We start from the raw sequence: 15,871 nt of genomic DNA on the forward strand, positions 1-15,871 counted from the left end.
GTCACGGGGCGGTCCGGGACAGCCCCTCGATCCAGGTGCGCACCGCGGCGCCGGTCCGGTCGGCGTGTTCGCCGATCATGGTGCAGTGGTCGCCCTCGACCTCCGCGGCGGTGTGCTCGTGGGGCCAGGAGGAGCGCCAGTCCTCGCCGGTCATCGGTTCCTCGGGCGAGCCCGGCACGCAGCGCGACGGCCGGACGAACAGCGTCGGCACCGTGGTCGGCTCGGGCTCCCAGCCGCGGAACATCCGCCGGTAGCTGCCGATCGCGGTGAGTCCGACGTAGCCGAGCGCGGTGAACGCCTGCCGGCGCACGATCACCTCGTAGTTCATCGCCTTGCGCATGCGACGCGACATGGTGGCCGGCAGGTAGGTGTCCAGCAGCACCAGGCCGGCCGGCGCGGTGCCGGCCGCCTGGAGCCGACTGGCGACCGCCTGGGCGAGCCAGCCGCTGGAGGAGTAGCCGAGCAGGACGAACGGCTCGCCCTCGGCGCAGCGCAGGGTCGCGTCGGTGAGCAGGTCCAGCAGGACGTCGCGGGAGGCCGCGAGCGGCTCGCCGGAGCGGAAGCCGGGGACGGTCAGGACGGCGGTGCCGCAGAATCCGTCGAAGGCGCCGGCCAGTCGCCCGAACTGGATGGTGCCGTCGACCGGGGCGAACGGAGGGAAGCAGATCAGCCGCGGCTGTTCGCCGCCCTGCGACATCCGGACGGATCCGGCCAGGCCGGCCAGGAGCAGCAGATCCGCGCTGACCTCGCGCAGGCCGGACGCGCCGACCAGCAGTGCCTCCGCGTCGTCCATCTGCCCGCGCAGGGCCAGCTCGCGGTAGACGGAGCCGAGCAGTTCGTGGGACTCCTCCGTGCCCGGCTCCGGCCGCGGCGCGCGGCGCGCGGCGGTCCCGTCCTCCAGGGCGCGGGCCAGGTGCGCGGCGAGCGCGGCCGGGCCGGCATGGTCGTAGACCAGGGTGGTGGGGAGGTCGAGGCCGGTGGCCTCGCCGAGCCGCCGGGCGAGCCCGACGGTGGCCAGCGAGTCGAATCCCATCGCGCGGAAGGGCTGGTCCGGATCGACGGCGCCGGCGTCGGCGTGGCCGAGCTGGGCGGCCACCTCGGTGCGGACCAGGTCGAGCAGCTCGGCGGCCAGCCGGGCGGGCGAGCGCTCGGCGGAGCGGTCCAGGATCGGGGGCGGTACGGTGCCGGGCGCCGGGTCCGCCGGACGCTCCGGGGCGGCCGCCACGAGGTCCGCGATCAGCGGCCGGGGGCGGGCGGCGGCGTAGCTGTGCGCGAGTCGGGGCCAGTCCACGTCGGCGACCGTCACGCAGGTCAGGTCCTCGTCCAGGACCTGGCCGAGGGCGGTCAGGGCGGTGGCAGGGTCCATCGGCCGCACCCCGAGCCGGCCGAGGTGGCGTCCGGCCTCGCCGTCGGCCATGCCCCCGGCGGCCCAGGGGCCCCAGGCGACGGCGGTGGCGGTGAGTCCGCGCTGCCGGCGGCGCAGGGCGAGGGCGTCCAGGTGGGCGTTGGCGGCCGCGTAGGCGCCCTGCGCGGCGCCGCCCCAGACCCCGGCGCCGGAGGAGTAGAGCACGAAGGCGTCGAGCTCGGCCGTGGCGAAGAGCTCGTCCAGCGCCAGCGCCCCGGCGACCTTGGCGGTGACGGTGGCGGCGATCGCGGCCGGGCCGGTGTCGAGCAGCCGGGCGGGCCCGGCGACGCCGGCGGCGTGCAGCACGGTGCGGATGCGCGGAAGTTCCTCGCCCAGGGCCTCGCGGAGCCGGTCGGCGGCGTCCGGGGCGGTGAGATCGCAGGCAACCGGCATCAGGTCGACACCGACGGCCGCGAGTTCGGCCCGCAGCCCGTCGAGGCCGGGGGTGTCGGGGCCCCGGCGGCCCAGCACCAGCACGCGCTCGGCCCCGCGGGCGGCCAGCCAGCGGGCCGCGTGCCCGCCCAGGGCTCCGGTGCCGCCGGTGATCAGCGCGGTGCCGCCGGTCCGCCAGGGGCGGGCGGGGCGGGCGGGCGCGTCCGTGGCGGCGGGGCGGGACAGGCGGCGGCCGAAGGTGCCCAGCGGCCGGATCGCGAACTGGTCCTCTCCCCCGGCGTCGGCCAGGACGGCGAGCAGGGTGGTCAGGGAGCGCTCGTCGGGGTCGGCCGGCAGGTCGGCCAACCCGCCCCAGTTGAGCGGGTGTTCGAGTCCGACGACGCCGCCGAGACCCCAGATCCCGGCGCCCGTCGCGGAGGCCACGTCCTCGCCCAGCACCGACACGGCGCCGGCGGTCAGGCACCAGAGCGGGGCGGCGATGTCCGTGTCCGCCAGCGCCTGGACCAAGGTGACGGTGGCCGTCACGGCGCGGACCAGGACCGATCCGCCGTCGCCCTCCTCCGGCGCTGCCCCGAGCAGCGACACGACCCCGGCGAGTCCCGGTTCACCGGCCGACTCGCGGAGCCAGGCGGCGAGTTCGGCCCGATCGGCGGTCTTGGCGTCGAGTTCGCGGCGCAGGACCCGGGCGCCGCCGTCGGTCAGCGCCCGCGCCACCGCGGCGGCGAGGTCGCCGCCGTCGGCGGAGTGGACGAGGAGCCAGTGCCCGGTGGGCGCGGCGTCGGGCGCGGCGGGCGTCCACGGCTCCCAGCGCAGCTCGTGGCGCCAGGACCGGGCGGTCCGCGCGGCACGGTCCTCGGTGCGCCAGGTGGAGAGCGCGGGCAGCAGTTCGCGCAGCGGCGCGTCCGCGGGGACGTCCAGCAGCGCGGTGAGCCGGTCGAGGTCGGTCTGCTCGACGGCCTCCCAGAACCCGCCGTCCGCCGGCTCGGTGGCGGGCTGCGGCAGCGGTTCCGCCGAGGGCGCCTCGTGGGCGAGCCAGTAGGGGCGGCCCTGGAAGGGGTAGGTCGGCAGGTCCACCCGGTGCGCGCCGGTCACGGCCGCGGCCCAGTCGACCGGGGTGCCGCGGACGAAGGCGGTGGAGAGTGCCGCCGCCAGGGTCTCCCGCGGGTCTCGGCCGTGGCGCTGGGCGGGGACGGCGACGGCGTCGGTCCCGGCCGTGCACTCCGCGACCATCGGGGTGAGCGCCGCCTCCGGGCCCAGCTCCACGAACACCGAGGCACCCCCGGCCCTCGCCGCGGCGACCGCGTCCGCGAACCGCACCGGCTCACACACCTGACGCACCCAGTACTCCGGATCGCAGACCTCCGCCGCCGTCGCCATCCGGCCCGTCACGTCCGACGCCAGCGGGATCGACGGCTCCCTCAGCTCGATGCCCGCCGCCACCTCCCGCAAGTGGGTCAGTACCGGCTCCATCAGCACCGAGTGGAACGCGTGCGACACCGCCAGCCGCGAGGACCGCCAGCCGCGCTCCCCGCACAGCACCCGCACCGCCTCCACGGCCCCGGCCTCACCGGAGACCACCACCGACGCCGGACCGTTCACCGCCGCGACCCCCACCACACCCACAGCACGCTCCGCGAGCAGCGCCAGCACCTGCGCCTCACTCGCCCCCACCGCCAGCATCGCCCCACCCGAAGGCAGTTCGGCCATCAACCGGGCCCGCGCCGCCACCAGGGCGACCGCGCCCTCCAGCGAGAACACCCCCGCCACGTACGCCGCCACGATCCCACCCAGCGAATGCCCCAGCACCACCTCCGGCGCAGCAACCCACGAACGCCACAACCGGTACAACGCCACCTCGAACGCGAACAGCACCGGCTGCACCACACCCGTACCGTCCGCGTCCCCCGTCTCCCCCAGCAACACCTCCCGCACCGAGAACGGCACCACCCCCTCGAACGCCCCGCACACCTCGTCCACCGCCGCCGCGAACACCGGGAACACGTCGTACAGCTCACGCCCCACGCCCGCGCACCGCACCCCCTGACCCGTGAACACCACGGCGTGCTTGCCGGCCGCCCCCGCACCGCGTGGCAGCACCCCGGTCACCACAGCCGGGGTTCCGGCCGGCCTGGGCACGCCGTCGGCGAGCGCCGTCAGTCCGGCCGTCAGCTCGGCGAGGTCACGGCCGAGCAGCACGGCACGGTGCTCCAGCAGAGCCCGGCCGGTGACGGCGGACCAGGCGACATCGGCGGGCTCGGCCTCCGGGTGCGCGCGGACCCAGTCGCGCAGCCGGGCCGCCTGGGCCCGCAGGGCCTCGGGGGTCCGGGCCGACAGCACCCATGGAACGAGTCCGCCCACCCCGGCCCCGGAGGGCGGCTCCGGCAGCGGCTGCGCGGGTTCCGGGGCCTGTTCGAGGACCACATGGGCGTTGGTGCCGCTGATCCCGAACGAGGACACCCCCGCCCGACGCGGCCGCCCCGTCTCCGGCCACGGCACCTCGTCCGTCAACAACTCGACCGCACCCGCCGACCAGTCCACGTGCGGCGACGGCGCGTCCACATGCAGCGACTTCGGCAGCACACCGTGCCGCAACGCCATCACCATCTTGATCACACCCGCCACACCCGCCGCCGCCTGCGTGTGACCGATGTTCGACTTCACCGACCCCAGCCACAGCGGCCGGCCCCCGGGACGGTCCTGACCGTACGTCGCCAGCAGCGCCCGCGCCTCGATCGGGTCACCCAGCGCCGTGCCCGTCCCGTGCGCCTCCACCACGTCCACCTCGTCCGTGGAGAGCCCCGCGTTCACCAGTGCCTGGCGAATGACCCGCTCCTGCGAGGGTCCGTTCGGAGCGGACAGGCCGTTGGACGCGCCGTCCTGGTTCACCGCGCTGCCCCGCACCACCGCGAGGACGGGATGCCCGTTGCGCACCGCGTCCGACAACCGCTCCACCAGCAGCAGGCCCACGCCCTCGCCCCAACCGGTCCCGTCCGCCGCCGCCGCGAACGGCTTGCACCGGCCGTCCGCCGCCAGTCCGTTCTGCCGGGAGAACTCCACGAAGGCGGTCGGCCGGGCCATCACGGTCACGCCGCCGGCCAGTGCCAGGTCGCACTCACCGGCGCGCAGTGCCTGCGCCGCGGTGTGCAGGGCCACCAGGGACGAGGAGCAGGCGGTGTCCAGGGTCACCGCCGGGCCCTCCAGGCCCAGCACGTACGAGATCCGGCCCGAGACCACGGACATCGAGCCGCCGGTCACCCGGTGGCCCGCCACCGCCGGGGCGATGTCCTGCCGGCCACCGCCGTAGCCGAGCGCGGAGGCGCCGACGAAGACGCCGGTCCGGCTGCGCCGCAGCGAGAGCGGGTCGATGCCGGCGCGCTCCACGGTCTCCCAGGCGGTCTCCAGCAACAGGCGCTGCTGGGGGTCCATCGCGAGCGCCTCGAAGGGCGAGATGCCGAAGAAGTCCGCGTCGAACTCGGCGGCGTCGTAGACGAATCCGCCCTGCCGGGTGGCGGAGCCGGCGGCGTCGTCCCCCGCCGGTCCGGCCTCCCAGCCCCGGTCGGCCGGGAAGGCGCCGATCGCGTCGATGCCTTCCGCCACCAGCTGCCACAGGTCCTCGGCGGAGCGGACGCCGCCGGGCAGCCGGCAGCCGGTCGCCACGATCGCGAGCGGCTCCCGGGCGGCCTGTTCGGCCTCGCGCAGTCGCTGTTTGGTCTCGCGCAGGTCCGTGGCGGTCATCCGCAGGAAGTGGCGGAGCTTCTCCTCGTTCGACCCGTTGGACGGGTCCGGCGCGCTGGACGCGGTGGACATGTGTACCCCTGTCGGTTCGAGAAATCCGGTGTGGACGGCTGCTCAGGAGATCCCGAACTCCTCCCCGAGGATGTCGAACATCTCGGCGTCGGTCGCGGTCCGCAGGTCGCGGCCGGCCTCGGCCGGCGGGCGCGGTCCGCCGCGCAGGCGCTCCGCCAGCTCGACCAGCCGGTCGGCGACGCGGTCACGGTCCGCGGCGCCGGACAGCGCCGCCAGGCCCGCCTCCAGCCGGTCCAGCTCGTCGAGCGCCGACGCGTTCCGCGCGGTGTCGTCGAACAGCTCCGCGCCGAGGTGGGCGGCCAGCGCCTGCGCCGTCGGGTGGTCGAAGACCAACGTGGTCGGCAGGTCGATCCCGGTCGCGGCGACCAGCCGGTTGCGCAGGCCGACGGCGGCCAGCGAATCGAACCCGAGGTCGCGGAACGGCCGTTCGGGCTCGATCTCGGCCGGGTCGGTGTGGCCCAGCTGGGAGGCGACCTCCGCACACACCAGGGTGACCAGCGCGCCGTGCCGGTCATCGGCGGACAGCCCGGCGAGGCGCTCGCGCAGGTGCTCGGGCACCCGGTCGTCGGCGCCCGGCTCCGCGTCGGCCGGCGCCGGGGTCTCGGCCGCGACCAGCTCCGCGATCAGCGGGCGCGGGCGGGCGGCGGTGTACCCGACCGCAAAGCGCGGCCAGTCGAGGTCGGCGACAGTCACCCGGTCCAAGTCCTCCTCCAGGGCCTGGCGCAGCGCCTCAAGGGCGAGTTCGGGGTCCATCGCCGCCACACCGATCCGGTCGAGTGCCGCCGAGACGGCCTCGCCGTCCGACATTCCGCCGCCCGCCCACCGGCCCCAGGCGACGGCGGTGGCGGCCCGGCCCTCGTCACGGCGCCGGGCGGCGAGCGCGTCGAGGTAGGCGTTGGCCGCCGCGTACGCGCCCTGGCCGGCTCCGCCCCACACCCCGGCACCCGAGGTGAAGAGCACGAAGGTCCCGGCCTCGTCGGCGCGCAGCAGTTCGTCAAGAACGAGGGCGCCGCCGACCTTGGCGGCAACCGCCTCGGCGACGGACTCCCGGGTGATCCGTTCGAACGGTCCGCCGACCTCGGCACCCGCCGCGTGCACCACGGTGTCCACCCGCAGTCCCCGGCCGCGTAGGTCGGCGAGCAGGGCCGCGACCGCTTCGCGGTCGCTGACGTCGCAGGCGGCGATCTCCACCTCGGCGCCGGCCGTCGTCAGCTCCTCGCGCAGTTCCGCGGCCCCCGGCGCGGCCTCGCCCCGCCGGCCGGCCAGCACCAGGTGCTCGGCGCCGGCCCGGACCAGCCAGCGGGCGACGTGCCCTCCGAGCGCCCCGGTGCCGCCGGTGACCAGCGCGGTGCGGCCGGCCTGCCAGGGGGTGTCGCGGCGCGGGGCGCCCTCGGCGTGCGGGAACCGGGCCAGGCGCCGGACGAAGGTGCCGAGCGGGCGGATCGCGATCTCGTCCTCCACCGAGCGGGCACCGAGTACGGCGGACAGGATCGCGGCGGAGCGCTCGTCGACGGCCTCGGGCAGGTCGACCAGGCCGCCCCAGCGGTCCGGGTGTTCGAGACCGGCGACGCGGCCGAGCCCCCAGAGGGCAGCCGCCGTCAGGTCGGCCGGGGCCTCGCCGAGGGGGGAGGCCGCGCCCCGGGTGGCGCACCAGAGCGGTGCGTCGAGTCCGGCGTCACCGAGGGACTGGACGAGCACCGCCAGCCCGTACAGGGCGAGGGTCGGATCGGCCCGCTCCGGCCCGGGGTCGGGCAGCAGCAGGACGCCGGCGGGCGCGGTCTCCCGCAGCCAGGCGGCCAGCTCGGCACGGTCGGTGGGCACCTCCCCGGCCCCGGGGGCGAGGACCTCCGCGCCGGCCGCGGTGAGCGCGTCCGCCACGGTGGCGCGCGGCTCCGTGTCCGCCGGGGCGAGGACCAGCCAGCGCCCGGTGAGCCGGCCGGGCACGGCGGGCGCGTCCGTCCACGGCTCCCACCTCTCGGTGTAGCGCCAGGAGCGGACCGCCGTGTCGGCCCGCCGGCGGGTGCGCCAGCCGGCGAGCGCGGGCAGGACCTCGTGCAGCGGCGCGTCCTCGCGGACGTCGAGCAGTGCGGCAAGGCCCGCCGCGTCGGAGGCGGTGACGGCGTCCCACAGGGTGCCGTCGACCGGGTCGCCGCTCGGGGCGGCGGACCGCTTGGCACGGCCCGGCAGCGCGGTCCCGCCGTCCGGGTCGAGCCAGTAACGGCGGCCCTGGAAGGCGTAGGTGGGCAGGTCGACCCGGCGCACGCCACGCCGGTGCAGCAGCCCGGCCCAGTCCACCGGCACGCCTCGGCCGAAGGCCGCGGCCAGGGCGGTGACCAACTGCTCCGGACCGCCCGCGCCGCGCCGCAGGGTGTGCAGCACGGTCCCGGGGGCGGCGGCCGCGGCGATGAGGTCCTCCAGTGGCACGACCAGCCCGGGGTGCGGGCTGCACTCCAGGAAGACGGTGTGCCCCTCCCCGAGAGCCGTGCGCACCGCCTTGTCCAGCCGGACGGTGCCGCGCAGGTTGTCGAACCAGTACGAACCCGCCAGCCGGTCCGGAGAGTCAACCGCTTCGCCGGTCAGCGTCGAGTACATCGGCACCCGGCCCGGTAGCGGGGCGAGGTCCGCCTGCAGCGCCCGGAGGTCATCGTGCAGCGCGTCCATGTGCGCCGAGTGCGAGGCGTAGTCGACCGGGATCCAGCGGGCCCGGACGTCCTCGCGCTCGCACCGCTCGGCCACGGCGGCCAGCGCCTCGACGGCCCCGGAGAGCACCACGCTCGACGGCCCGTTGACCGCCGCCAGGGACAACCGCTCGTCGTCGGCCAGCAGTTCGGCGGCGCTGTCCGCACTCACACCGACCGAAAGCATCCCGCCGCCGGTGCCGGAGACCCGCCGCAGCGCCTGGGCGCGCCGCACCACCACCCGGATCGCGTCCTCCAGGGACAGCAGCCCGGCCACGTGCGCGGCGGCGATCTCGCCCTGCGAGTGCCCGATCACCGCGGCCGGCCGCACCCCGCACGACTCCCACCACCGCGCAAGCCCCACCATCACCGCGAACAGCACCGGCTGCACCACGTCGACGCGATCCAGCAGCGCCCCCGAACCGTCCCGCAGCACCTCCAGCAGCGACCAGTCCGTCAGCGGGTCCATCACCCCCGCACACTCCTCGACCGCGGCGGCGAACACCGGTGATGCGTCGAGGAGTTCGACCGCCATCCCGGCCCACTGCGACCCCTGCCCCGGGAACACGAACACCGGTCCGGTGGCGGCGGCTCCGGGTCCGCCGGCGTCGCCCGGGAGCGCGTTCGGGGCGGTGGAGGCCGTACCGTCCGTCACCGCCCGCAGCCCGGCGGCGATCTCGGCGCCGTCGCGGCCCCAGACCACCGCGCGGCGCTCCAGGGTGGCCCGCCCGGCCGCCAGCGACCACGCCGCGTCGGCGAGTCCGGCGTCGGGGCGGGCGGTCAGCCACTGCCCGAGCCGGTCGGCCTGGTCCCGCAGCGCGCCCTCGGTCCGGGCCGAGAGCACCCAGGGCACCACCCCGGCCACGCCGGCGGGGGCCTCGGCGGCCGGCCCGGCGGGGGCCTCGGCGGCCGGCGCCTGCTCCAGGATGACGTGCGCGTTGGTGCCGCTGATCCCGAACGAGGAGACCGCCGCGCGGCGCGGGCGGTCCAGCTCGGGCCAGGGGCGGCCCTCCGCGAGAAGTTCCACCCGGCCGGCCGTCCAGTCGACGTGCGGGGTCGGCGCGTCGACGTGCAGGGTCTTCGGCAGCAGGCCGTGGCGCAGCGCCATCACCATCTTGATCACACCGGCCACGCCGGCCGCCGCCTGGGTGTGGCCGAAGTTCGACTTCACCGAGCCGAGCCAGAGCGGCCGGTCCTCGGGACGGTCCTGGCCGTAGGTGGCCAGCAGCGCCTGGGCCTCGATCGGGTCGCCCAGCGTCGTCCCCGTCCCGTGCGCCTCCACCACGTCGACGTCGGCCGTGGACAGCCGCGCGTTGGCCAGCGCCTGGCGGATGACCCGCTGCTGGGACGGCCCGTTGGGGGCGGTGAGGCCGTTGGAGGCGCCGTCCTGGTTGACCGCCGAGCCGCGGACGATCGCCAGCACGGGGTGCCCGTTGCGGCGGGCGTCGGAGAGCCGCTCCAGCAGCAGCATGCCGATGCCCTCGCCCCAGGCGGTGCCGTCCGCGCCGGCCGCGAAGGACTTGCAGCGGCCGTTCGGGGCCAGCCCGCGCTGGCGAGCGAACTCCACGAACACGCTCGGCGTCGACATGATCGTGACCCCGCCGGCCAGCGCGAGGTCGCACTCCCCGGTCCGCAGCGCGTGGCTCGCCCAGTGCAGCGACACCAGCGAGGAGGAGCAGGCCGAGTCGACGGTGACGGCCGCGCCCTCCAGGCCAAGGGTGTAGGCCACGCGCCCGGAGGCGACGCCGAAGGAGTTGCCGTTGCCGATGTACGCCTCCAGCTCGTCGTCGACGTCCTGGACCCGGCCGGCGGCGTAGTCCGAGTACATCAGCCCGGCGAAGACGGAGGTGTTGCTGCCGCGCAGCGAGAGCGGGTCGATGCCGGCCCGCTCGAAGGCCTCCCAAGAGGTCTCCAGCAGCAGGCGCTGCTGCGGGTCCATCGCGAGCGCCTCGCGCGGCGAGATCCCGAACAGCTCCGAGTCGAAGCGGTCGATGCCCCGCATGAACGCGCCCTCGCGGGTGTAGAAGCGCCCGGAGCGGTCCGGGTCCGGGTCGTACAGCCCCGCGAGGTCCCAGCCGCGATCGGTGGGGAGCGGGGAGACGGTGTCCACGCCGTCGGCCACGCAGCGCCAGAGTTCCTCGGGGCTCGCGATGTCGCCGGGGAAGCGGCAGCTCATGGCGACGATCGCGATCGGCTCGTCCGTCACCCGGGCCGGGACGGCGGCCGGGGCCCGGCCGAACCCGGGCAGGCTGAGCAGTTCGGTGCGCAGGAAGCGGGCGAGGGCGGTGGCGCTGGGGTAGTCGAACAGGACGGTCGCCGGGAGCCGCAGGCCGGTCGCGGTGTTGAGGCGGTTGCGCATCTCCAGCGCGGTGAGCGAGTCGAAGCCCAGCTCGGTGAAGGCGCGGTCGGCGCCGACCGTCTCGGGGCCGGAGTGCCCGAGGACGACGGCGGCCTGCCGGCGGGTCAGGTCGGTGAGCAGCTGGACCTGCTCGGCCTCGGGGCGGCCGGCCAGGCGCTGGACGAGCCTGCGGGCCTCCTCGCCGCCGGCCCGGCGCCGCGCGGGGACGAGGGCGCCGAGGATGACCGGCAGTTCGTCGAAGCGGCGCAGCGCGGCCAGGTCGAGCCGGACGGGGGCGAGCAGCGCCTCGTCCTGGGCGAGGGCGGCGTCGAACAGGGCGAGGCCCTGCTCGGCGGAGAGCGCGAGCACACCGCTGCGGTCGATGCGGTGGCGGTCGGTGGCGGTGAAGTCCTCCCGCATCAGACCGCTCTCCTCCTCCCACAGGCCCCAGGCCAGCGAGACGCCGGGCAGGCCGGCCGCCCGCCGGTACTGGGCGAAGGCGTCCAGGAAGGCGTTGCCGGCCGCGTAGTTGGCCTGGCCCCGGCTGCCGATGACGCCGGCGACGGAGGAGTAGAGCACGAAGGCGGTCAGGTCGAGGTCGCGGGTGAGCTCGTGCAAGTGGAGGACGGCGTCCACCTTGGGGCGCAGCACGGGGCCGACGCGCTCGGGTGTCAGGGCGGCGATCACGCCGTCGTCCACGGCGCCGGCGGTGTGCACCACGGCGCGCAGCGGGTGCTCGGCGGGGACGGCGGCGAGCAGGGCCGCGAGGGCCTGCCGGTCGGCGACGTCGCAGGCCGCGACCTCGACCTCGGCGCCCAGCGCGGCGAGGTCGGCGACGAGTTCCGCGGCACCGGGGGCGCTCGGGCCGCGCCGGCTGGTCAGCAGCAGCCGGCGGACGCCGTGGACCGCGGCCAGGTGCCGGGCGACGAGGGCACCGAGCGCGCCGGTGCCGCCGGTGACCAGGACGGTCCCGTCCGGGTCGAAGGCGGGTCGGGCGGCCTCGGCGGGGCCACTGCGGATGATCCGCGGAGCGTACAGCGCACCGGCCCGCAGCGCGAGTTGCGGTTCTCCGGTCGCGGCGGCGGTCGCGGTGGCGGCGGCGAGGGCGGACGCCGAGGCCGGGTCGTCGTCGAGGTCGACCAAGACGATCCGGTCCGGGTTCTCCGACATGGCGGAGCGCACCAGGCCGCCGACCGCGGCGGCGGCGAGGTCGCGCACCGGGTCGTCGGCGCCCACCGAGACCGCCCGGCGGGTCACCACGGCCAGGCGCGTTCCGGTGAGGCGGGGCTCGGCGAGCCAGGTCTGGACGGTCTCCAGGGCGCGGGTGACGGCGGCGTGCACGGCCTCCGCCGGCGGCGGGCCGGGGGTTCCGGCGGCGGGCCAGGACAGCACGACCAGGGCCGGGGTGGGCAGGCCGCCGTCCAGGGCGCGGGCGAGGGCCGCGAGGTCGGTGTGCCGGGAGGCCTCCGGACCGGGGGCCAGGTCGCCGTCCCCGACCACGGCCCAGGAGCCGGCGGCGGGGGCGGCGGGCTGCGCCGGGTGGGGCAGTGCGGTCCAGCGCACGGCGTACAGCGGGTCCTGACGGGCCGTGGCGGCGGCGCGCAGCTTCTCCGCGGAGACCGGCCGCACCGACAGCGAGCCGACCTCGGCGACCGGTCGGCCCTGGGTGTCGGCGAGGGTCAGGGTGACGGCCTCCGGGCCGGTGCGCCGCAGCCGTGCCCGGACCGCGGCGGCGCCGGGGGCGAACAGGCGGACGTCGCGCCAGGAGAACGGCAGCGAGACCGGCCCGGCGCCGGGGTCGGCGCGGTCCGCGAAGGCCGCGATGCCGAGCAGGTGCTGGGTGGCGTCCATCAGTGCCGGGTGGACGCCGAAGCGGTCGGCGTCGTGGGCGACGGCCTCGGGCAACGCGATCTCCCCGTACACGTCCTCGCCGTGGCGGGTGGCGGCGCGCACGCCGAGGAAGGCCGGACCGTAGGCGACACCGGCGTCGGCGAGCCAGTCGTAGAAGCCGTCGAGCGGGACGGCGCCCTCGTCGGCCGGCGGCCGGACCGGCGACTCGGCGGGGGCGCTCGCGCCGGTCCGGGCCAGGGTGCCGACCGCGTGGCGGGTCCACGGCTCGGCGGCGTCGCCGGTGTCGGGCCGCGAGTGGATCGCGACGGCCCGCCGGCCGGCGGCGTCCGGGGCCTCCAGCCACAGCTGGAGCTGGAGGGCGCCGCGCTCGGGCAGGACCAGCGGCGCCTCCAGGGAGAGTTCCTCGACGAGTTCGCAGCCGGCCCGCCGGCCGGCGTGCAGGGCGAGCTCCAGGAAGGCGGTGCCGGGCAACAGCACGGTGCCGAGCACCACGTGGTCGCCGAGCCAGGGGTGGCTGTCGAGCGAGAGCAGTCCGGTGAACAGCGAGCCGTGCCCGTCCGCGAGTTCGACCATGGCGCCGAGCAGCGGGTGGTCGGCCGGGCCCTGTCCGAGGCCGGTCGCGTCGGTGGCCCCGATGCCCGCGTCCAGCCAGAACCGGCGGCGTTCGAAGGCCTGGGTGGGCAGCTCGACCCGGCGCCGGCCGAGTGCGGCCGGGTCGGTGGCGGGCCCGGCGGTGAGGGCTGCCCAGTCCACCGCCGTGCCGCGCACGAAGGCCCGGCCGAGCGCCGTCAGGACGCTCCGGGCGGTGGGGCCCTCGCGGTCGGCGGTGGGGAGCACGGCGACCGTCCGGTCGGCCTCCTCGGCGGCGAGGCACTCGGTGGCCATCGGCGTCAGGACGACCCCGGGGCCGAGTTCGACGAACTCGGTCACCCCGGCCGCCCGCAGCGCGCCGACCGCGTCCGCGAAGCGGACGGTGCCGCGCAGGTTGGCGATCCAGTGCGCCGGATCGCTGAACCGGTCGGGGGCCGTGATCGTCCCGGTGACGGTGGAGGCGAGCGGGATCCCGGCGCGGCGCGGGCGCAGCCCGTCGACCACGGAGGCGAACTTCTCCAGCACCGGGTCCATCAGCTCGGAGTGGAAGGCGTGCGAGACCGGCAGCCGGGTGTGCCGCCAGCCGCGTTCGGCGCAGGCGGCGCGGACCTGTTCGACGGCCTCGACGGTGCCGGAGACCACCACGCTCGCAGGCCCGTTGACGGCGGCGAGCCCGACCCCGGCGATCGGGGCCAGGACGGCGGCGGCCTCGCCCTCGCCCGCCCCGACCGCGAGCATCGCGCCACCGGTCGGCAGCGCGGCCATCAGCCGGGCACGGGCGGCGACCAGGGTGACGGCGTCCTCCAGGGTGAGCGCCCCGGCCACGTGCGCGGCGACGATCTCGCCCAGTGAGTGGCCGGCCACGTGGTCGGGCGCCGGCGCCCACGCGGTCCACAGGCGGTAGAGGGCGACCTCGTAGGCGAACAGGGCGGGCTGGGCGACGCCGGTGTCCTCGACCGGCGACCCGTCGGGCTCGCCGAGCAGCACCTCGCGGACGGAGAACGGCGTCACTCCCTCGAAGGCGGCGCAGACGTCGTCCAGCGCGGCGGCGAACACCGGGAAGGCCGCGTACGCCTCGCGCGCGACGCCCCGGGTCCGGGTGCCCTGGCCCGTGAACAGGACGGCGGTGCGGCCGGTCCGGCGCGGCGCGGCGCCCTGCGGCGCGTCCGCCCCGCCGTCCGCGACCCGGCCCAGCTGCGCGGCGAGTCCGGCGAGGTCGTCCCCGACCAGGACCGCCCGGTGCTCCAGCACGGCCCGTCCGGAGGCCAGCGACCAGGCCACGTCGGCCGGCCGGGCCGCGGGGTGCGCGAGCGCCCAGTCGCGCAGCCGGGCGGCCTGGGCGCGCAGCCCGGCCTCGGTGCGGGCACTGACCACCCAGGGCACGGGGGCCGGTGACGGCGCGGCGGCCGCCCCGTCGGCGGGCGTCCGGTCCTCGGCCGGCTCCTCCTCGATGATCACGTGCGCGTTGGTGCCGCTGACCCCGAAGGAGGAGACGCCGGCCCGGCGCACCCGCTCCCCCGCCGACCAGTCGGCCGCCTCGGTCAGCAGTTCGACCCCGCCGGACGCCCAGTCGACCATGGGCGTGGGCTCCTGGGCGTGCAGGGTGCGCGGCAGCAGGCCGTGCCGCAGCGCCAGCACCGTCTTGATGACGCCGGCCACTCCGGCGGCGGCCTGGGTGTGGCCGAGGTTGGACTTCACCGAGCCGAGCCGCAGCGGCCGTCCGGCCGGCCGGTCCCGGCCGTAGGTGGCCAGCAGTGCCTGGGCCTCGATCGGGTCGCCGAGGACCGTGCCGGTGCCGTGCGCCTCCACCGCGTCCACGTCCGCCGGGGTCAGCCGGGCGCTGGCGAGGGCCTGGCGGATCACCCGCTCCTGCGCCAGGTCGTTGGGCGCGGTCAGGCCGTTGGAGGCGCCGTCCTGGTTGACCGCCGACCCCCGCACCACGGCGAGCACGGAGTGCCCGTGGCGCCGCGCGTCGGAGAGCCGTTCGACCAGCAGCATGCCGACGCCCTCGCTCCAGCCGGTGCCGTCGGCCGCCGCCGAGAAGGACTTGCACCGCCCGTCCGCCGCCAGGCCGCGCTGGCGGGCGAACTCGTCGAAGGCGCCCGGGGTCGCCAGGACGGTGGCGCCGCCGGCCAGCGCGAGGTCGCACTCGCCGGCCCGCAGCGCCTGGCAGGCCAGGTGCAGGGCGACCAACGACGAGGAGCACGCCGTGTCCACGGTGACCGCCGCGCCCTCCAGGCCCAGGGTGTAGGCGATCCGGCCGGAGGCGACGCTGGTCAGGCTGCCGGTCAGCAGGTGGCCCTCGACCTCCTTGGGGACGGAGGGCAGCCGGGACAGGTAGTCGCTCGCGATCACCCCGACGAAGACGCCGGTCCGGCTGCCGCGCAGCGAGGTCGGGTCGATCCCGGCCCGCTCGACCGCCTCCCAGGAGGCCTCCAGCAGCAGGCGCTGCTGCGGGTCCATCGCCAGCGCCTCGCGCGGCGAGATCCCGAAGAAGCCGGGGTCGAAGTCGGCCGCGTCGGCCAGGAACCCGCCCCGGTAGGAGCCGCCGGCCGCTCCCTCGGCGTGCTCCCAGCCGCGCCCGGACGGGATGCCGGTGATGGCGTCGCCGCCGGTGCGCACCAGTTCCCAGAGCTCCTCGGGAGAGCCGACCCCGCCGGGGTAGCGGCACTGCATGCCGACGATGGCGATGGGCTCGTGCCACCGGTCCTCGGCGTCGCGCAGCAGGGTCCGGGTCTCGTGCAGCTCGTTGGCCGCACGCCGCAGGTAGTCGCGCAGTTGCTCTTCGTTCGCCATCGTTGGTCTGCT

At 76.9% G+C, this 15,871-nt stretch carries 1 protein-coding gene and 1 pseudogene; both read right to left on the reverse strand.

Annotated features, from left to right (window positions below):
• Position 1: 1 nt before the first annotated feature.
• Positions 2-5,470 (reverse strand): annotated as a pseudogene (locus tag ACFU9E_RS18005) (type I polyketide synthase); the annotation flags it as partial.
• 177 nt (positions 5,471-5,647) lie between these two features.
• Complete coding sequence (locus ACFU9E_RS18010; protein ID WP_380715126.1) at positions 5,648-15,859, reverse strand: type I polyketide synthase; 10,212 nt, start codon at positions 15,857-15,859, stop codon at positions 5,648-5,650.
• Positions 15,860-15,871: the final 12 nt, after the last annotated feature.

Source organism: Kitasatospora sp. NPDC057595, from assembly GCF_042800875.1.
Taxonomy (GTDB): domain Bacteria; phylum Actinomycetota; class Actinomycetes; order Streptomycetales; family Streptomycetaceae; genus Kitasatospora.

Bases quoted from the DNA above. Each gene is read 5' to 3' on its own strand.
- ACFU9E_RS18010 (WP_380715126.1), bottom strand. From the start codon at position 15,859: ATGGCGAACGAAGAGCAACTGCGCGACTACCTGCGGCGTGCGGCCAAC.